Genomic DNA, 19,409 nt, shown 5'->3' with positions numbered 1-19,409 from the left:
GTCCCTCCTTTTTCTAAGGAGGGAAGCCCCTACTCTTTCGAGTGGGAACTCCCCCTTTCATAAAGGGGGCTGAGGGGGGATTAATGGCTAATTAGTCACCATTTTTCAGTTCAATGTTGATACCTAAAGAACGGATCTCTTTGGTCAATACGTTGAACGATTCAGGCATACCCGGATCCATATAATGGTTACCATCTACAATGTTCTTATAGATGCGTGTACGACCTTCGACGTCATCCGACTTAACAGTAAGCATTTCTTGGAGTGTATATGCTGCACCGTATGCTTCAAGTGCCCATACTTCCATCTCACCGAAACGCTGACCACCGAATTGTGCTTTACCACCAAGCGGCTGTTGTGTAACAAGTGAGTAAGAACCTGTTGAACGCGCATGCATTTTGTCATCAACCAAGTGGTTCAATTTGAGCATGTACATGTAACCTACAGTTACAGGACGATCAAACTGCTCACCTGTGCGTCCATCAAACAATACCGTTTGACCAGTACGCGAAATGTCTGCCAATTCAAGTAAGTCTTTAATTTGACTTTCTTCAGCACCATCGAATACAGGTGTTGCCAATGGAACACCAGCACGTAAGTTACCTGAAAGTGCTAAAATTTCTGCGTCAGTTAAGCTATTCAGCTCTTCTTGCTCGCCACCAACCTTGTTATAAATCTTGTCTAAAAAATCACGTAGTTCTAAAACTGTACGCTGTTCTTTCAACATTTTCTCGATTTTATCACCAAGACCTTTCGCCGCCATACCTAAGTGAGTCTCAAGAATCTGACCCACGTTCATACGTGATGGTACACCCAATGGGTTTAACACGATATCAACTGGTACACCATTTGCATCATGCGGCATGTCTTCAACTGGCAAGATGTTTGATACAACACCTTTGTTACCGTGACGACCCGCCATCTTATCACCAGGCTGGATACGACGTTTAACAGCAAGGTAAACCTTAACAACTTTCAATACGCCAGTTGTTAATTCATCACCTGTAGAAAGTTTACGTTTCTTCTCAGCAAACTTCTCATCAATCTCGTAGCTCTTCTCTTTCAAGAACACTTGAATTTGAGTTAAACGCTCAGCAATTGCTTCATCATTTGGCTGGATTTCAAGTAAATCAACAAGCTCTAAACCAGACAATAAGTCTTCAGAAAGTTTATCGCCACGTTTAGTCGAACCACCACCGTTAGATTCTTGACCTTTCAACAAACGAACAATACGTTCACGTGCTGCTTCTTCGAAGATCTTGTATTCTTCTTTCAAGTCTTTACGGTATGCATCAAGCTGAGCTTTTTCAATCGCTTGAGCACGTTCATCTTTTTCCAAACCATCACGAGTGAAGACTTGAACGTCAATCACCGTACCTTTAGTACCAGACGGAACACGTAAAGAAGAATCTTTTACGTCAGCCGCTTTTTCACCAAAGATTGCGCGAAGTAATTTTTCTTCAGGTGTTAATTGAGTTTCACCTTTAGGCGTTACCTTACCTACAAGGATATCACCCGCAGTCACTTCAGCACCGATATAAACGATACCTGACTCATCCAATTTAGACAGTGCAGCTTCACCAACGTTAGGAATATCGGCAGTAATTTCTTCTGCACCTAACTTAGTATCACGTGCTACACATGACAATTCTTGAATGTGAATCGACGTTAAACGATCCTCTTGAAGAACACGCTCAGAAAGTAAAATCGAGTCTTCATAGTTATAACCGTTCCATGTCATGAACGCGACGCGCATGTTTTGACCCAGCGCAAGTTCACCCATGTCAGTCGAAGGACCGTCAGCCAAGATATCACCACGAGCAACTTTGTCGCCCAAGTTCACGATGACATTCTGGTTAATACATGTGTTCTGGTTTGAACGTGTATATTTGATCAGGTTATAGATATCTACACCTGCTTCACCCGCAATCATTTCATCTTCGTTGACACGAATAACGATACGAGATGCATCTACATACTCAATCGCACCACCACGGTTTGCGATCACACACACACCCGAGTCGCGCGCTACGTTCGCTTCCATACCTGTACCAACAAGCGGCTTGTCAGCGCGCAATGTAGGAACAGCCTGACGTTGCATGTTCGAACCCATCAAAGCACGGTTCGCATCATCGTGTTCAAGGAATGGAATCAATGATGCTGCAACAGAAACAACCTGCTGTGCAGAAACGTCCATATGCGTTACGCGTTCAGGCGACATACGTACGAATTCACCTTGATGTCGCACAGAAACCATTTCTTCAGTTAAATTACCATCTTTATCAACTGCAGAGTCGGCTTGTGCAATGACAGTCCCTACTTCTTCAATTGCAGATAAGTATTCAACGTCATCTGTTACACGGCCATCTACAACTTTACGATACGGTGTTTCCAAGAAACCGAAGTCGTTCGCTTTTGCATACACAGAAAGCGAGTTGATCAAACCAATGTTTGGACCTTCAGGCGTTTCAATCGGACAAACACGACCATAGTGAGTTTGGTGTACGTCACGTACTTCGAAGCCCGCACGCTCACGCGTCAAACCACCAGGACCAAGTGCAGACACACGACGTTTGTGTGTAATCTCAGATAATGGGTTGTTTTGGTCCATGAACTGAGATAATTGGCTTGAACCAAAGAATTCTTTGATTGCAGCAGCAACTGGTTTTGCATTGATTAAATCTTGCGGAGACAAGTTATCTGTTTCTGCTTGGCTCAAGCGCTCTTTAACAGCACGTTCAACACGCACTAAACCAACACGGAATTGGTTTTCTGTCATTTCGCCAACAGAACGTACACGACGGTTACCTAAGTGATCGATATCATCGACTTCACCTTTACCGTTACGGATTTCCACCAATGTACGAAGTACATCAATGATATCGTCGTGTGATAAAATACCTTCAACTTCACGAGACTTCTGATCAGTACCCACTTCGTAAGGACGACCCAAACGACGGTTGAACTTCATACGACCCACTGGAGACAGGTCATAACGCTCAGAAGAGAAGAATAAGTTATTGAACAAGTTTTCAGCAGCTTCTTTCGTTGGCGGCTCACCTGGACGCATGACTTTATAGATTTCAACAAGTGCTTCTTCACGACCTGTTGTTGTATCTGCACGTAAAGTATCCGCAACGAAAGGACCACGATCGATATCGTTGGTGAACAGAATATTAAACTGTTTCACGCCGCCTTCAGCGATTTTCACCATCACTTCATGGCTAAGCACCGTATTTGCAGGAATCACATCACCACTTTTCAATGTGATATCTTCAGCTGTAATACGCTCATACAAGTATTCATCAGGTACTGAAAGCTTCGCTAAGTTCGCTGCTTCCATTTGACGTACGTGACGTGCATTAATACGTTTGCCTTGTTCAACAATCGCTTTGCCATCGTTATCTAAGATATCAAATTGCGCCATCTCACCACGTAGGCGATCTGGAACGAGATCAATTTGATAGCTGCCCATATCTAAATAGACAGGTACTTTTTCGTAGAACAAATTCAGGATTTGCTCATTGGTATAATTTAAAGCACGTAAAATCACAGTCGCCAATAATTTACGACGACGGTCAATACGTACGAATACTAAATCTTTAGCATCAAATTCGAAATCTAACCATGAACCACGGTAAGGGATAATACGTGCTGAATACAACACTTTACCGCTTGAGTGGGTCTTACCCTTGTCATGATCAAAGAATACGCCTGGCGAACGGTGTAATTGAGATACGATTACACGCTCAGTACCGTTAATAACGAATGTACCGTTATCGGTCATGAGTGGCATTTCACCCATGTAAACTTCTTGTTCACGAACGTCTTTAATTGATTTGGTTTCGCGATCTTTAATGATCAAACGAATTTTTACGCGCATTGGTGCCGCATAAGTTGAACCACGTAAAATACATTCACGTACGTCAAACTCTGGTTTACCAAGACTATACTCAACAAATTCTAAAGCAGCATTGCCAGAATAACTTTCAATAGGAAAAACTGAACGAAATGCGGCTTGGAGACCGATATCTTCGCGATTTTTTGGAGTTTTGCCACCTTGTAAGAAAGTACGGTACGAATCGACTTGAATCGAAAGTAAGTACGGTGCTTCCATTACGTGGGGCAATTTACCAAAATTCTTACGAATCCGTTTCTTTTCGGTATATGAGTATGCCATCTGGAGTCCTCGGAAAGTAAACTAAGCCGCCTGCAGAACGGGCTTAGAAGGAATTACGCAAGCCGATATGGCCACCACTGTTTACAAATGCTGCAATTTTTAGTGGTATTAAAACGCTTAACAATATTTTTATAAGCAAAAAAATATTGGTAAGCGTTTGATATTTAGCCGTTTGTTCTAATTATATGCGTCAAAAACGCAAAACTAACAAAAAACGAGCCGATTATTGTAACGCAAAAAGGCTGATGACCCAAGAGCCATCAGCCATTTTTTGGAGCCGATTTTCAAAAAATCGACTCCCTACAGCATTACTTAAGTGTAACTGTAGCACCAGCTTCTTCAAGCTTCTTCTTAAGTTCTTCGCCTTCTTCTTTAGAAACGCCTTCTTTAAGAACAGCAGGAGCGCCTTCAACAAGATCTTTAGCTTCTTTAAGACCAAGGCCAGTAGCTTCACGAACTGCTTTAATTACAGCAACTTTGTTAGCACCGAAAGAAGTCAACTCAACGTTGAATTCAGTTTGTTCTTCAGCAGCAGCAGCGCCAGCACCTGGAGCAGCAGCTACAGCTACAGCAGCTGCAGATACGTTAAATTTTTCTTCGAAAGCAGAAATTAATTCAACAAGTTCAAGAACTGTTTTTTCAGCAACTGCGTTTAAGATTTCTTCGTTTGTTAAAGCCATGAGAATAACTCCAAATGGATATTGAATGGTGTGAAAATAGGATTAAGCCGCTTCTGACTCGTTTTTCTCTTTGAGCGCTGTAATGAGGCGACCCAATTTCGAAATAGGAGCTTGAAGAACAGAGGCAAGCATAGTAAGCGCTTTCTCTTGGTTCGGAAGGTTTGCAATTACGCTAACTTCAGCACCTTTATAAAGCTTGCCATCAAATGCAGCTGCTTTAAGTTCAAATGCTTTATTAGTTTTCGCAAATTCTTCGAACAAGCGTGCAGCAGCACCCATGTCGTCTTCAGAAGTAGAGAAACCGAGAATTGTTGGACCAACAAGGTCGTCATTCAAGATATCAAATTGAGTACCTTCAAATGAACGCTTAGCCAAAGTGTTACGCACGATACGTGTAGTAACACCTAACTTACGAGCTTCAACACGAAGTGTTGTTAATTGCTCTACAGTTAAGCCTTGATAGTCAGCAACAACGGCAGAGAACGCTTTAGAAGCAACTTCGTTTACTTCTGCAACGATCTGTTTTTTGTCTTCGATAAGAAGAGCCATCGTAAAACCTCCTAACGGTGATTTATGCATCCCAAAAGATGCACTCCCAATTCGTAAGTCTGACTAAGACTTACACGCGGAGGAGGAATAAATCACACCACCGCGTCTACTCAGACTGGAAGATTAAGAAAAACATTCGAAAATATTTCTCGCCTGAGGTCTTTGACGCTGATAAATATTCATTTATCAATTCAAAGTTTGCTTAGACTTTTTCAAAGAAAAAGTCTAAGGCTTTAAAATTCTGTCTAATTACTTAGAAACGTTGCTTACGTCAACGATCAAACCAGGACCCATAGTTGAGCTCAAAGTGATCTTTTTAACGTATACACCTTTAGACGTTGCAGGCTTTAAGCGTTTTAAATCTGCAATTAAAGTTTCAACGTTTTGACGTACTGCTTCTTCGCTAAAACCAAGCTGACCGATTGCAGCGTGGATGATACCTGCTTTGTCTACACGGTAGCGTGCTTGACCAGACTTCGCATTCTTAACCGCGTTAGCAACGTCAGGCGTTACTGTACCCACTTTAGGGTTTGGCATTAAGCCACGTGGACCAAGAATAGTACCTAACTTACCAACAACGCGCATTGCATCTGGAGCAGCAATTACGACATCAAAGTCAAGATTTCCACCTTGAATGCTTTCAGCAAGGTCATCAAAACCAACAACGTCAGCACCTGCTTCTTTCGCAGCTTCAGCAGCAGCGCCTTGAGCAAAAACTGCAACACGTACAGTTTTACCTGTACCTGCTGGTAAAGTTGTCGCACCACGAACAACCTGATCAGATTTACGTGGGTCTACGCCAAGGTTTACAGCGATATCTAAAGATTCTTTGAACTTCGCAGCTGGTAAGCTGTTAAGAACTTGTACTGCTTCTTCCAAAGTGTAAACTTTGTTTGCTTCTACAGCTGCAGCAATGGCTTTTTGACGTTTAGTTAACTTTGCCATGTCTTATAGCTCCACTTCCAAGCCCATAGAACGTGCAGAACCAGCAATGGTGCGCACACGAGCGTCTAAATCAGCACCAGTTAAGTCTGGTTCTTTAGTAGTCGCGATTTCTTCTAATTGAGCACGAGTCAACTTACCAACTTTAGTTTTGTTTGGTACAGAAGAACCCTTTTGAATACCAGCAGCTTTCTTAAGAAGAATAGATGCAGGTGGAGTTTTCATGATGAATGTGAACGACTTATCATTGTACACAGTGATCACGACAGGAATTGGCAAACCAACTTCAAGTTTTTGTGTAGCAGCATTGAATTCTTTACAGAATGCCATGATGTTTACACCACGCTGACCTAAAGCAGGACCAATTGGTGGAGATGGATTTGCTTTACCAGCTGGAACTTGCAGCTTGATATAGCCGTCAATCTTCTTAGCCATTGAAAATTACCTCTGGGTACAAGCGCCGCTAGGCTCCCCAAAAATTAAACAACACCGAAGTGTTAGAACAACAATGCCCGATCAAATCGGGCGCTTCTCAACCAGTTCAAATTAAACTGTTTTTTCGACTTGGCGAAATTCCAGCTCAACCTGAGTAGGTCGATTAAATACATTAATTGTCAACGTTAAACGTGACTTATCGTATTGAACTTCCTCCACGACCCCTTTAAAGTCAGTGAACGGACCATCAATAACGAGCAATTCTTCACCTGGTTCAAACATCGTCTTAGGACGAGGTGCTTCACCAAGATTACGTACACGAGCAAGAATCGCATCAGCTTCACGCTGAGTGATTGGCGCAGGTTTTTCTGGTGTTCCACCAATAAAACCAAGAACTTTTGGACACTCTTTTACGATGTGCCAAGTGTCATCATTCATTTCCATTTCGACTAACACATAGCCAGGAAAGAATTTACGCTCAGACTTGCGCTTTTTACCGTCCTTCATTTCAACTACTTCTTCAGTAGGAACAAGAACTTCACCAAAGCTATCAGCTACCGTGCTACGTTGAATACGTTCATTAAGCGAACGCATCACTTGCTTTTCAAAACCTGAATAGGCATGAATAATATACCAACGCTTCATCGCACCTTACCCGATAATTAACTTAATAAACCAGCCCAACCCGTAATCAAAACACCACAATACGATTGCTGTTACAATTACAACCACAAGAACTTGCCACGAGGTGGTCATCGTCTCTTGTTTTGTCGGCCAAGCCACTCGACGTAGTTCTATCCGCGCATCTAGCAATAAACGCACAAAGCCTTTACCTTGATGGGTGGCGTATAATAAACCTAAAGCGACCGCGATACAAGCCAAAATTACCCCAATGCGCACCCAAATATCATTTGCTGGTGCCCAATAGGCAGGTAAATGCTGATTTACCATTGCTGAACCAATCAGCAAAGTCAATGCAATCAACCATAAGACAACATCTAATGGAGAACCTGAGCTTACAATTTCTGCAGCGTTATTTCTTTGAGGGATTGGCGCGTCGCTCGATGCGTCACGCGATTTATCATTCGACATTTTTTTACTCGTCGTAGAATTCGCGACTTATTATATGACAACTTAGCCAGAATCAAGCGTTTTTATTTAAAAAAAGTGGCAGGTCAGGAGGGACTCGAACCCCCAACATTCGGTTTTGGAGACCGACGCTCTACCAATTGAACTACTGACCTATGATGCAAATCGAAAGCCGAAGCTTCCGATTTGAGTTTCATAATCTATTATGCAGTTACTTTCGCAACAACACCAGCACCTACAGTACGACCACCTTCACGGATCGCAAAACGTAGACCTGGGTCCATTGCGATCGGGTGGATTAACTCTACTGACATTTCTACGTTGTCACCAGGCATTACCATTTCTACGCCATCTTGTAATTTGATCGCGCCAGTTACGTCAGTTGTACGGAAGTAGAACTGTGGACGGTAACCGTTAAGGAATGGAGTGTGACGACCACCTTCTTCTTTAGAAAGTACGTATACTTCTGCATCGAATTTAGTGTGTGGCTTGATTGAACCTGGTTTAGCAAGTACTTGACCACGTTGTACGTCTTCACGCTTAGTACCACGTAGAAGAACACCACAGTTCTCGCCCGCACGACCTTCGTCTAGAAGTTTACGGAACATTTCTACGCCAGTTACAGTTGTTTTAACTGTATCTTTAATACCAACGATTTCAACTTCTTCGCCTACTTTAACGATACCAGACTCAACACGGCCTGTTACTACAGTACCACGACCAGAGATTGAGAATACGTCTTCGATTGGCATCAAGAATGCTTTGTCGATAGCACGTTCTGGCTCTGGGATGTAAGAGTCAAGCGCTTCAACAAGAGCAAGAACTGCAGACTCACCGTACTGACCAGCATCACCTTCCAACGCTTTAAGCGCAGAACCACGGATAACTGGAGTGTCATCACCTGGGAAGTCATAAGTAGAAAGAAGTTCACGAACTTCCATTTCTACTAATTCAAGTAATTCTTCATCATCAACAAGGTCACACTTGTTAAGGAATACAAGAATGTAAGGTACACCAACCTGACGAGAAAGAAGGATGTGTTCACGAGTTTGTGGCATTGGACCATCAGTCGCAGCACATACAAGGATCGCGCCGTCCATCTGAGCAGCACCAGTAATCATGTTTTTAACATAATCGGCGTGGCCCGGGCAGTCTACGTGAGCGTAGTGACGAGTTGGAGAATCGTATTCTACGTGTGAAGTATTAATTGTAATACCACGTGCTTTTTCTTCTGGTGCAGAGTCGATAGCTGCGTAATCTTTAGCTTCACCGCCGTAAGTTTTTGCACAGATCGTTGCAATCGCAGCAGTTAAAGTTGTTTTACCATGGTCAACGTGACCAATTGTACCCACGTTTACGTGTGGTTTATTACGTTCAAACTTAGCCTTAGCCATTTTGATTTTCCTCGTTTACGTCGACACCAGTTTAGAGAAAAACAACCCTGAAAAACTTTCTTTATCGACATTCGCCTAAAAAACTAGACACCTAATACTTGAAAAGCAGACTATAATAGCCTGCTTCTTTAAAATTTTGTAGAAATTCTACTAAGCTGTATATCTGGAGCTCTTATCGAGATTTGAACTCGAGACCTCTCCCTTACCAAGGGAGTGCTCTACCACTGAGCTATAAGAGCGATCTCTTCGATGGAGCGGGAGACGAGGATCGAACTCGCGACATGCAGCTTGGAAGGCTGCCACTCTACCAACTGAGTTACTCCCGCGCGTTGATACTTTACCACTTCAATCGAAGTTATATGGTGGTGGGAGAAGGATTCGAACCTTCGAAACTTTCGTAGCAGAGTTACAGTCTGCCCCCTTTGACCGCTCGGGAATCCCACCAAATCACACTTGCACAGTGCAGCTCGTTTACTTCAAACTCAAAACCTTAAGATGGTGCCGGCACACGGATTCGAACTGTGGACCTACTGATTACAAGTCAGTTGCTCTACCAACTGAGCTATGCCGGCGCTTCTTAGTGTTTCGTACGTTTCGTATCGGAACGGTGTGCAGTTTAGCAAAACTCTGAATCGATGCAAGTGGTTTTTTTAAAAAAAACGCTAAAAACTCATAAAATCAATCCGTTTGACGATAATTCAACCGCTTTGATCACTGCGCGAGCTTTTATTTGGGTTTCATTCCATTCTGATTCAGGATTTGAGTCTGCAACCAACCCTGCTCCCGCTTGCACGTAAACCTTTTTATCACGAATCACACAAGTACGAATCGCAATCGACATGTCCATTTCCCCATGCCAACCTAAATAACCAACAGCACCACCAAATACGCCACGTTTTACAGGCTCAACCTCATCAATGATTTCCATGGCACGTATTTTGGGTGCGCCTGAAAGTGTTCCAGCCGGGAAAGTCGCCTTAAATACATCCAAGGCATCAATATCATCACGGACTTCACCCTGCACATTTGACACAATATGCATCACATGTGAGTAACGCTCGATTACCATGCGATCAGTGACTTGGACTTTTCCAATCTTTGAAACACGCCCAACATCATTACGACCCAGATCAATCAACATCAAATGTTCAGCAATCTCTTTTTCGTCTGCTAATAAATCTTGCTCGAGTGCCAAATCTTCTTCTTTAGTCTTACCACGTGGTCGTGTACCAGCCAAAGGACGCACCGTTGCGACCCCATCCTCTAAACGAGATAGGATTTCAGGTGATGAACCCACAATATGAAAAGGCTTGTCATCAACAAGCGTTCGTCCTTGCACTAAAAACAGATATGGTGATGGATTGAGATGACGCAAAGCACGATAAACCTGTAATGCCTCACCATCAAAATCAGACACCATTCGCTGCCCTGGCACCACCTGCATGACATCACCAGCACGAATGTACTCTTTCACCGTTTCCACCGTTTCAAGAAACTTTTCTTTCCCCGTGATCGACTCAAAGTGCGGAGCTGTATGCGGTTTTGCCTGCAAACTCACAGGTGTTGCAAGCAGTTGCTCTAATTGATCCAATTTTTGTTGTGCTTGCGCATAAGCATCATCTTGATTTGCATCAGCATGATGGATTAAAAATAAAGTATCTTTTAAATTATCAAATACGATCACTGTTTTTGACAGCATTAACCATAAGTCTGGCAATGTAACTGGATCGTCTGCTGGAACATTTTTTAATTTTGGCTCGATATAGCGTACAGCGTCGTAACCCAGATAACCCACTAAACCACCTGTAAAGCTCGGTAGTTCAGGCAATTCTTTTTTACTTGGTACTTTAAATTGATGCTGAAAGTCGCGAATATATTGAAATGGGTCGGTACAATTTTGTTGGGTAACGGTACCATCAGTTTGCTGAACGGTAAGCACACCTGCATTACATGAGAAAACCGTAGATTCACCCAAACCGATCATTGAGTATCTCGCCCAATTTTCACCACCTTCAACAGACTCGAAAAGATAGGCATGTTTATGTGTTTTAAATCGAGCAAAAACGGAAAGTGGGGTTTCAGTATCGGCTAAACGTTGGCGGTAAACGGGAATGGTGTTATAGCCGGCTGATTTTAACTGTTCAAATTGTACTAAGGTAGTCATGGATATTCTCTATGGTTTTAATTTCTGTGCGTTTTTTCTTTAGTGCTCTTTCAAGCCCGCCATCGAAAAACCATAACTACTTTCATGCCTGTCTCCTGATCTGATCTTCTTCAACGAGTTCCACCAAACGATCCACCACCTGTTGCGGTTGGCAATCGTAAATATTCTCCCCATGATTATAGCCATAGCTGACCACAATACAATCTATACCTGCACGTCGTGCAGCTTCAACATCATTACTTGAATCACCAATCATTAGTGTTTGTGCGGCAGCAACATTTTGGCTCTGCATACAGTGCAATAATGGCAAGGGATGAGGTTTACGCTCAGGCAAGGTATCACCACCAACCACCATCTTAAAATAAGATGAAAGTGACAAAATATCCAAAATACCTCTCGCTAACTGCTCAGGTTTATTGGTCACGCATGCCATAGCAATCCCATGTGTTTGGCAATAATCCAAAAAAGGTAAAACACCTTCATATACCTGAGTATTGACACATAACTCTTGTGCATAGACATCAACGAATGTGTTTAACAAGAGCGTATGTTGCGGAGGGCTTGCATCCTCAAATAAATATTCAAGGACTGTTTCACAAAGTTTTGCGGCGCCCTTTCCAACCCATGCTCGTATCTGATCTTCAGTAACTACAGGAAAGTGCAATTTTTCCAAACTCATATTCATTGCACGATATAAGTCAGCAGCAGAATCTACAAGTGTTCCATCCAAATCAAACAAGATAAGATCACGACGTTGTAACTGTGCAATGGACATTAAATTTCCACCTATAAAATGAAAAAGGCATCCCTCAACTAAACCCTAACACCACTTTACTAAAATGTTAGAGCAACTCGAAGCATGCCTTGATTGTAAAAGTTTAGTCTAATTATTTAAAGAACAACCAAGCGATCACCGCCAAAATGATCAACACAATCAGAGAAATCATGCCCACTGAAGCATTTTTTTGTTGCTCTTTTTCCTGCGCAACTCGCGACACAGGCTCTGGCATAGGCACTGATTTTGGTTCAGCAGAAACCTCAACTTTCACCCCTTCAGGGATCGGTGCAGGCTTAGGAATACCCACTTGCTGAGGCATACCATCGCGACTAATTGGCGTTTCAACAGCTCTTTCTGCAATACTTGGCATACCTTGATCTTGCGTGACTGTGTTTACAGGTTCCACTTCGACTTCTGGTAATTCAGTTCCTGGGGCAAGAACGCTAAATACAAAACTTGCAAATTGCAAAATATCACCATCATGCAATTCAGTATCTTGAGTGATACGCACATCATTCACAAAAGTACCATTTGATGAGTTCAGATCTTGCACCCACAATTGTTGTTCCTTAAGCAACAAAGCAGCATGGCGACGTGAAATATCGGCAGATTGCAATAAAATATCAGCCTCTTGATGACGCCCTACCAACATATCACGTTCAATCGTGAGTTCTTTCCCCGTAAATTCACCTGTAATGGCTTGTAGTTTCCAAGTCATAAACATCAACCCTTATCCTGATTTATTGATTATCGGCTCTTGCAATCATAACATTGTGACAGAAGTGCTTGTGTGCATCTACTGTGAAGATGCCGGATGAAGCGTTGTGGTTGTCACCGTATTCTGACTTCGCTCAACCGATTGCTTTTGCAAAGGTGGCTGTGCTGTCGCTACTGGCGTAGTCACCACAGAGGTCTTTTGTTGTGTCGCTGTTGGAACGTTCTGATATGGTGAGTTATTGACCACTGGTTGAGTGTAAATCTCCGAGACATTTTGAGGCAGTTTGGCAAAATTTCCGTTTTTATCCATCGAAAGCTGCAAGCTATAAAGCTGATTGTAGCGTTGCTGTGATATACGACGAATATCATCTGAATCCCCCACAATCGTTGGATGGATAAACACTAAAAGGTTACGTTTTTCATTACTACGCGTGTCAGCACGGAATAAACGTCCTAAATAAGGAATATCACCCAACACAGGGATACCCTGACGCGTTAGACTGGTATCATCAGAAATCAAACCACCCAAAATCACGGTTTGTCCATGATCAGCCAAGACTGAGGTCTTAATTGCCCGTTTACTGGTCACCAAATCCGTTGCCTGCCCTCGATTAGGCTGAACATTCGAAACCTCTTGTTCAACTTCAAGACGAACTGACCCTCCTTCACCAATATGAGGTACAACTTTCAGCGTTATCCCGACATCCTTCCGTTCAACTGTGGTATATGGGTTGACGGTACTACCAGCTGTTGTTGCAACTGATCCTGTGACAAATGGAACATTTTGTCCTACTACAATATAGGCTTCTTCGTTGTCCATCGTAACAATTGATGGCGTCGATAAAAAGTTAGATTTAGTATTCGCTTTTAAAGCTTGTATCAACGCACCATACGCCTTGCGTGAGTTTTCAAAATTCCCGACACCTATTGAAGCACCATCTCCCAAAGCGCCTGCTGCACCTGCTGCACCACCACTGAGATAACCTGCTGCAATTTTGGATAGTCCAGAACCAAGATTTGAAAAATTAACCAGTCCAACACCACTACTCAAATCACCTAACACCCATTGCACACCAAGTTGATCAGCATCACTTCCAACAACCTCTATAATTGCTGCTTCAATCAGAACTTGCTGACGGCGTGTATCCAGTTGTTGTATTGCCGACTCAATCTCACGCATGAGTTGTGGATCAGCTTTAACCACCAAGGCATTCTGCGTACCATCAGCAATGATACTCACGCCACCACCATTAAAGCTGGTCACATCATTATTTTGACGATTATTAAAACCACTATTTAGGCTAATCGCTGAATTTCCCGATGCGTTATTGGATGAACTGCTATTTTGATTATTCGAAATCAGATTACTAACAGTATTTGAACTACTATTATTAGATGTCGATGAGGATGAAACTGACTGACCTGTCACCAAACCTTGTAAAATTTCAGCTAAATTTTTTGCACTTGCATATTTCAAACGAAATACTTTTAATCCGCCCAAACGATCTGCTGACGGCACATCGACCATTTCGATAATTTGACGCAACCGCTTGCGTGAATCTGGATCACCTTTAATTAAAATACGATTGGTGCGATTATCCGCAACAATACGTACTCGAGACCCCATCAAATCTTTAGATGATCCCGTTCCACTCATTGTCTCAAGCAAAGCAATCACTTCCTCTGCCTGACTCGACTGCAACGTAATCGCCTCAATATCATTCTGCCCTGTTCCATCCAAGTTTCGGACAATATTCTCAAGCTGATAAATATTTGCTGCTCGATCAGAGACGATCAACGCATTGGTTCCCGCCACTGCCGCCAGATGCGCAAACTGCGGCATCAATGGGCGCAAAGCAGGTACGAGATCATTTGGATTGGTATTTTGTAGCCAAATAACACGCGTTACGATTTGATCCCCACCCGCACGATTTCGCCCATCATAAGGAATACCTGCATTTTTTACATTACTATCAGGAACCAAACGAATGGTATTGCCTGAAGGTAAGGCAACCACACCATTAACACTCAACACACCCAAAAAGAGATCGTAAACCTCATCTTTATTGAGTGGTTTATTAGAAATAACCGTCACATTGCCACGAACACGAGGATCAACTGCAAAGTTCTTCCCCGTAATATCAGCAACTTCATTAATAAATGCTGCCAAATCCGCATCACGTAGATTGATCTTCCATGTCTGTGCTTGTACATGGGTACTGATTGTCGCAACTAACGGTGCTGCGGCAAGTAATGCCCAAAGTGGACGCTGATGATTCAAAAAAGCCATAACCTGCACTTATTCCTAACTATTGTGATGATGTGTGATCACTAAAAACTCTGTTGAATGGTCATCACTTGATCACCACGTTTTATTTCTATTTTGGCATGCCCTTGACGACGCACTTGCTCTAGTAATTGTACTTCGCTTAGTCCCTGCCCAACGGTTTGGCCATTGATCGATAGAACTCGATCCCCCGCACGCAAACCCAATGTATTTTTAAGACCAACGGGTGTTTGATCTGTGATTTCATAGCCATCTGCACCACCACTCACTCCCATATTCTTCAAATATTGCTCACGGTTATCCTGCATTTGTTGAATTGCCTGCCCCAATGCAGACTGAGGAGAGTTTTGAACAGGCTCTGGCATATGTGCAGGCGGCGGCTGATTATTGCGATTATTGATTGGTTCTATAGGCTGATATAAACCTTTCTCCAACCCTTTAAAGGTCACTTCTCGTGTTGCACCATTGCCTTGTTTCAACACCACGCGATCCCAATACACTTCAACCAGTTGATATGACGTTGAACCTAAGGTTTCACCTACACGATAATGCTCAGCACTATCATTTAATTTGATCACTGCAGAGGACAATGAGTTGGAAGAACCGAGCAATACCCCTTGTAATTCCAAATTAACATTATCCTGCACTGTACTCGCAGCGGGCTCATTAAATAAAGCGAATGAACTGATATTCGGAACTTGTGCTTGTTGTGAACCCAACTCAACCCGATCAAATTGCATCGCTTGAGGAGGAGCAACTACCAACCAAAAAAACGAAGCGAGCTTCCAACACAGCCATAATAACAAGATTGCCAAAATCAACGGACTGAGCTTATCGAGCTTTTGCCAATCTAACCGTTGTATTTTTTGTATTAATACGTCCATCACATTCCACCTTGTAACAATGGCTGGCGTGAGCTAATCACATAAGTGTCTAGTCCTGCTTTACCCTGATAAGAAGGAACGTTTAACAGCATTCGCTGTGTCAGTTGTACATCAAGCATAAGATTGGCATCTAAACTTATGTTTGCCATTTTTTGACTGCGTTGATCGCGTACATCCAGTTGCAATTGTCCATTGGCATCTTTTAACTCGGCAATTAAAGATGGCATAGTCATACGCTCTTGACGCTGACCAAAAGTATACGTCAATTCGCCACCACCCCAGTTCAGTTGCCCTTCAGTGGCACTAAAACCTTTTTCATTGTGATAATGAAGTTGTACATCCTTGAGTTGAATTGCATTCTCAGGCCATTGCCAATTGGCAAAATAACGCAAAGTCTCAGGTGCCACTTGACCTTGCAACCCCTTAACAATAATTTTTTTCCCCAAGCCATAAGCAAAGACACCATTAAATTGTGTGTTGCCACTATGGATATCGAGATCAGCCCCAAAACGTAATAGCAACAAATCTAAAGGTCGTGTCTTCCAATGCACAGAGCCTCGTAACTGCCCACGTTGCCAGTCCGCTTGTCCCTGCCAGATGTTGCCACTAACATTATGTAGTAATTGATTATCTTTAGAAAATTTCGCAATAAGCCATGTTGCTGGAATCTGTAAAATAATAAAAATTAAAAATGCAAAAATGGCGAATAGCCACCATCTCCATTGTTTGGTATTTTTCTTCATTCCACCCTTACCAACATCGCTAACATCATCCATTTAAAATACTTGCTCTGAATGACATTATGCATAATTTTTCAACATCGCCAATTCTCTCATATAAAAAAACCAAGCTTTTAAGCTTGGTTTTTTACAAAGGATAAAGTCATGGTATGACAAAACGATGACTTTAAAACTCACTTAGATTAAGAAATCTTCAAGTTTTGCGCCTTTTTCTAATTCAGCAACCAACCAACGCGGCTGTTTACCACGACCAGTCCAAGTTTCTTCAGTATTATTTTTATTGCGATAGCGTGGTTCTACAGCTTTACGCGTAGTCTTTTTACGCTTTTGCTCACCTACAGCCAATAACTCTTCAACGCTTAAACCAATACCATCAGCAATTGCTATGATTTGATTATATGCATCTTCAATTGCTTGGTCTTTTTTACTTTCAATTAAAGCTTCAGCTTCTGCTTGCAAACGCTTTAAATCTTCAACTGATAAATCACTAATATCTGGTTTCATCCGAACCACTCCAACTCAATAAGAAAATATTTCACGCAAAAATAAAAAAAATGAATTCTAAATTCAGCTCAATATTAATTTATATGCATTTAATTAATCAATATAAGAATAGCTGAATTAATCACACTATAACAAAAAAAATGCTTTTTATTTACAAGAAAACTTAAAATGAAAACTCAAAATAAAATATATATTAATCTATTTTTAATTTAGCTCAGTTCAAAATAGTGCATAGCACTGATATTTCGACTTCACAAAAAATCACACCCGATAATTTTATGGCTCAATTTTATTTACTTATTATTGAAAAACTCCATTTACAAACCTTAATCCATCACGCCTACGTAAGATGTGTTACAGAGAAATAGCAAATGAAGTTTTTCTATAAATTCACAATATCAGACATAATTGTCTTTACGATGATTAGTTTCAAATTAAATCATGCTCTACAGTCTTTTCTAACTGAATGATCCTTTGCTTAATATGGTCTGGGATATTTATTTTTTTTGCATTCACTTTATCAACACACACCATTACAGCATCGCCTGTTGCAACAATTTGTTGTTGTTGCTCACTCCACAATACATATTGCATTCTAAATGCACTGTTTCGGATCTCCTCAATACGCGCACCAACATGCAACACATCTGGATAAAATACAGGGCTTAAATACTTACATTGACTCGATGCAACTACGGTCAATATATCTTGCTCAAATATATTCAATGCCATCAAATAGGCAATACGAGCACTTTCTATATAGCGATAATATTGCACATTATTTACATGACCAAATGCATCCATATCTCCCCAAGCAACACTTTGCTTATGTATAACAGGGTAGACAGACAACTCATTCATATTTTCACTCACAGCTTAAAGTTCAGAAAATTAACATCATTTTCAAATATTAAATTCAACTGTTTGATTAAATCAAAATTATCCCCTAGGACTGACTTAATCCTTAAATAACTCATTAATATATTATCAGGATATAAAGTTAATAACTGCTCAGCTTCCTGTTGACGGTCTGTCGCCACATAAATATGCCATTTAGCAAAACTTAACATCGGCACACCCGCATAACGTTGCTCAAACAGCAAAATACGTTGCTCTACATCAGCATAATCTGGGATTTGCTTCAGGAGTTGCTGTTGAAACCAGAGATAAAATACTTCCGGATCAAAATGCTCTTGTAATAAATGCAAAGCCAATTGCTCATGTTGTATGCTCATCTCAGGCATTCGAGCCAATAATTTAAGCCACAACACCTTACTCGTATATGGGCGAGTCTGTATTTCATTCTGCAAGGCTAAATAACGCTGCTGCAATGCCGCTAAATCATCCACGGATGCCTGATCAAACTTAATCAGCAATTGCTGCAACCATAGATCTCGATGTTCAGCATCAAGCAAACCATATTGCGTTGCTTGCAGGAACAACCACGGACGTTGTAATGCCAATTTCCCCCATAAAGCAGTGATACGCTGTTGATAAGCCGTTTCGATTTGAAGTAACCAAGGAGATAATTGATGTTGAGTCAAAAACTCTAAATGCGTGAGTGCTTTTTCTTCTTGTTGTTGCGCTAAAAAAATATCTATACGTTGCAATTCAGCCAATTCAAACGCGACCGGCGCCGATTGCTCCAAGTGCTGCAAAGCTGCGTCATAATTCCCATTTTTATAATCAAATTGGGCGGCAACAATGTGGTTTAACAAGCCTGATTGGGCATACACTCGTTCAATAAAAACCTGTTGATCTTTAGCCGCATCCAACAACCAAACAACACCTAATTGCTCATAAGGATGCAAATCCTTAAAATGGAGGGCTATTTCTTTTTTACGTTGTTCACGTACAAAATAGCGTTTACCCAATAACCAAAATGATTGTGCCAACAAACTGATAATAATAAATAATGCAATTAAGCCCCAAACACTGCTTTGTAATTGCCAATCACGCCAATAGAGATAAGCATAACCATGCCCATAGCCATAACTCAAAACCGCAAAAATTGCGAATAAGAATAAGCTAATCAACACATAACGAAGCAACAAATGTTTCATTGT

17 protein-coding genes and 5 tRNA genes are annotated in these 19,409 nt (G+C 41.7%); all 22 read right to left on the bottom strand.

Going from position 1 to position 19,409, the window contains the following annotated elements; all coding sequences use genetic code 11:
• Positions 1–91: 91 nt before the first annotated feature.
• Entirely contained in the window at positions 92–4,180 is a 4,089-nt protein-coding gene (gene rpoB, locus AAC851_RS10610) for a DNA-directed RNA polymerase subunit beta (RefSeq protein ID WP_100834125.1), read from the bottom strand.
• 308 nt (positions 4,181–4,488) lie between these two features.
• A complete protein-coding gene (rplL, locus tag AAC851_RS10605; protein ID WP_004637642.1) occupies positions 4,489–4,860 on the bottom strand; it encodes a 50S ribosomal protein L7/L12 in 372 nt (123 codons plus the stop codon).
• A gap of 42 nt (positions 4,861–4,902) precedes the next feature.
• Entirely contained in the window at positions 4,903–5,409 is a 507-nt protein-coding gene (gene rplJ / locus AAC851_RS10600; protein ID WP_004876417.1) for a 50S ribosomal protein L10, read from the bottom strand.
• A gap of 249 nt (positions 5,410–5,658) precedes the next feature.
• Positions 5,659–6,354 carry a 50S ribosomal protein L1 gene (gene rplA, locus AAC851_RS10595; RefSeq protein ID WP_004637640.1) on the bottom strand — a complete coding sequence of 232 codons (696 nt, stop codon included), beginning with the start codon at positions 6,352–6,354 and terminating at the stop codon, positions 5,659–5,661.
• Between the two features lie 3 nt (positions 6,355–6,357).
• Positions 6,358–6,786 carry a 50S ribosomal protein L11 gene (rplK, locus tag AAC851_RS10590; RefSeq protein ID WP_004637639.1) on the bottom strand — a complete coding sequence of 143 codons (429 nt, stop codon included), beginning with the start codon at positions 6,784–6,786 and terminating at the stop codon, positions 6,358–6,360.
• A gap of 111 nt (positions 6,787–6,897) precedes the next feature.
• The gene (nusG, locus tag AAC851_RS10585) at positions 6,898–7,431 is read right to left on the bottom strand and encodes a transcription termination/antitermination protein NusG (RefSeq protein ID WP_004637638.1); all 534 of its coding nucleotides are present in this window, start codon (positions 7,429–7,431) and stop codon (positions 6,898–6,900) included.
• A 6-nt stretch (positions 7,432–7,437) separates the two neighbouring features.
• Positions 7,438–7,878: a preprotein translocase subunit SecE gene (secE, locus tag AAC851_RS10580; protein ID WP_004637637.1), complete on the bottom strand. Its 441-nt coding sequence runs from the start codon at positions 7,876–7,878 to the stop codon at positions 7,438–7,440.
• Positions 7,879–7,954: 76 nt separating this feature from the next.
• Positions 7,955–8,030: transfer RNA gene (locus tag AAC851_RS10575), tRNA-Trp, on the bottom strand.
• A gap of 48 nt (positions 8,031–8,078) precedes the next feature.
• A complete protein-coding gene (tuf, locus tag AAC851_RS10570) occupies positions 8,079–9,269 on the bottom strand; it encodes an elongation factor Tu (RefSeq protein WP_004770934.1) in 1,191 nt (396 codons plus the stop codon).
• Positions 9,270–9,433: 164 nt separating this feature from the next.
• Positions 9,434–9,508 (bottom strand) — tRNA-Thr (locus AAC851_RS10565).
• An 11-nt stretch (positions 9,509–9,519) separates the two neighbouring features.
• A tRNA-Gly gene (locus AAC851_RS10560) sits at positions 9,520–9,595 on the bottom strand.
• Between the two features lie 34 nt (positions 9,596–9,629).
• Positions 9,630–9,713 (bottom strand) — tRNA-Tyr (locus AAC851_RS10555).
• Positions 9,714–9,765: 52 nt separating this feature from the next.
• Positions 9,766–9,841, bottom strand: a tRNA-Thr gene (locus AAC851_RS10550).
• A 98-nt stretch (positions 9,842–9,939) separates the two neighbouring features.
• Positions 9,940–11,433: an anthranilate synthase component I gene (gene trpE / locus AAC851_RS10545; RefSeq protein ID WP_005087952.1), complete on the bottom strand. Its 1,494-nt coding sequence runs from the start codon at positions 11,431–11,433 to the stop codon at positions 9,940–9,942.
• Between the two features lie 82 nt (positions 11,434–11,515).
• A complete protein-coding gene (locus tag AAC851_RS10540) occupies positions 11,516–12,208 on the bottom strand; it encodes a phosphoglycolate phosphatase (RefSeq protein ID WP_005087950.1) in 693 nt (230 codons plus the stop codon).
• A gap of 112 nt (positions 12,209–12,320) precedes the next feature.
• Positions 12,321–12,929 carry an FHA domain-containing protein gene (locus AAC851_RS10535; protein WP_035374895.1) on the bottom strand — a complete coding sequence of 203 codons (609 nt, stop codon included), beginning with the start codon at positions 12,927–12,929 and terminating at the stop codon, positions 12,321–12,323.
• A gap of 78 nt (positions 12,930–13,007) precedes the next feature.
• Positions 13,008–15,218, bottom strand: coding sequence for a type II secretion system secretin GspD (gspD, locus tag AAC851_RS10530; RefSeq protein ID WP_005087946.1), 2,211 nt, complete (start codon positions 15,216–15,218; stop codon positions 13,008–13,010).
• A 41-nt stretch (positions 15,219–15,259) separates the two neighbouring features.
• On the bottom strand, positions 15,260–16,099 hold the full coding sequence (locus AAC851_RS10525; RefSeq protein ID WP_005087945.1) for a type II secretion system protein N: 840 nt from the start codon (positions 16,097–16,099) through the stop codon (positions 15,260–15,262).
• The gene (gene gspN, locus AAC851_RS10520; protein ID WP_026056326.1) at positions 16,099–16,842 is read right to left on the bottom strand and encodes a type II secretion system protein N; all 744 of its coding nucleotides are present in this window, start codon (positions 16,840–16,842) and stop codon (positions 16,099–16,101) included. Before gspN ends, AAC851_RS10525 begins: the two co-directional genes overlap by 1 nt.
• A 174-nt stretch (positions 16,843–17,016) precedes the next feature.
• The gene (locus tag AAC851_RS10515) at positions 17,017–17,343 is read right to left on the bottom strand and encodes an H-NS histone family protein (RefSeq protein WP_004637627.1); all 327 of its coding nucleotides are present in this window, start codon (positions 17,341–17,343) and stop codon (positions 17,017–17,019) included.
• Between the two features lie 429 nt (positions 17,344–17,772).
• Positions 17,773–18,204: an acyl-CoA thioesterase gene (locus AAC851_RS10510; protein ID WP_005083921.1), complete on the bottom strand. Its 432-nt coding sequence runs from the start codon at positions 18,202–18,204 to the stop codon at positions 17,773–17,775.
• Between the two features lie 8 nt (positions 18,205–18,212).
• Complete coding sequence (locus AAC851_RS10505) at positions 18,213–19,406, bottom strand: hypothetical protein (protein WP_005087942.1); 1,194 nt, start codon at positions 19,404–19,406, stop codon at positions 18,213–18,215.
• Between the last annotated feature and the right edge of the window lie 3 nt (positions 19,407–19,409).

Origin of the sequence: Acinetobacter sp. HZNU-JH01 (genome assembly GCF_037996845.1) — a bacterium.
Classification (GTDB): Bacteria; Pseudomonadota; Gammaproteobacteria; order Pseudomonadales; family Moraxellaceae; genus Acinetobacter; species Acinetobacter haemolyticus.
Note: the sequence above shows the minus strand (reverse complement) of the source record. Positions and strands in the feature narration are given on the sequence as shown.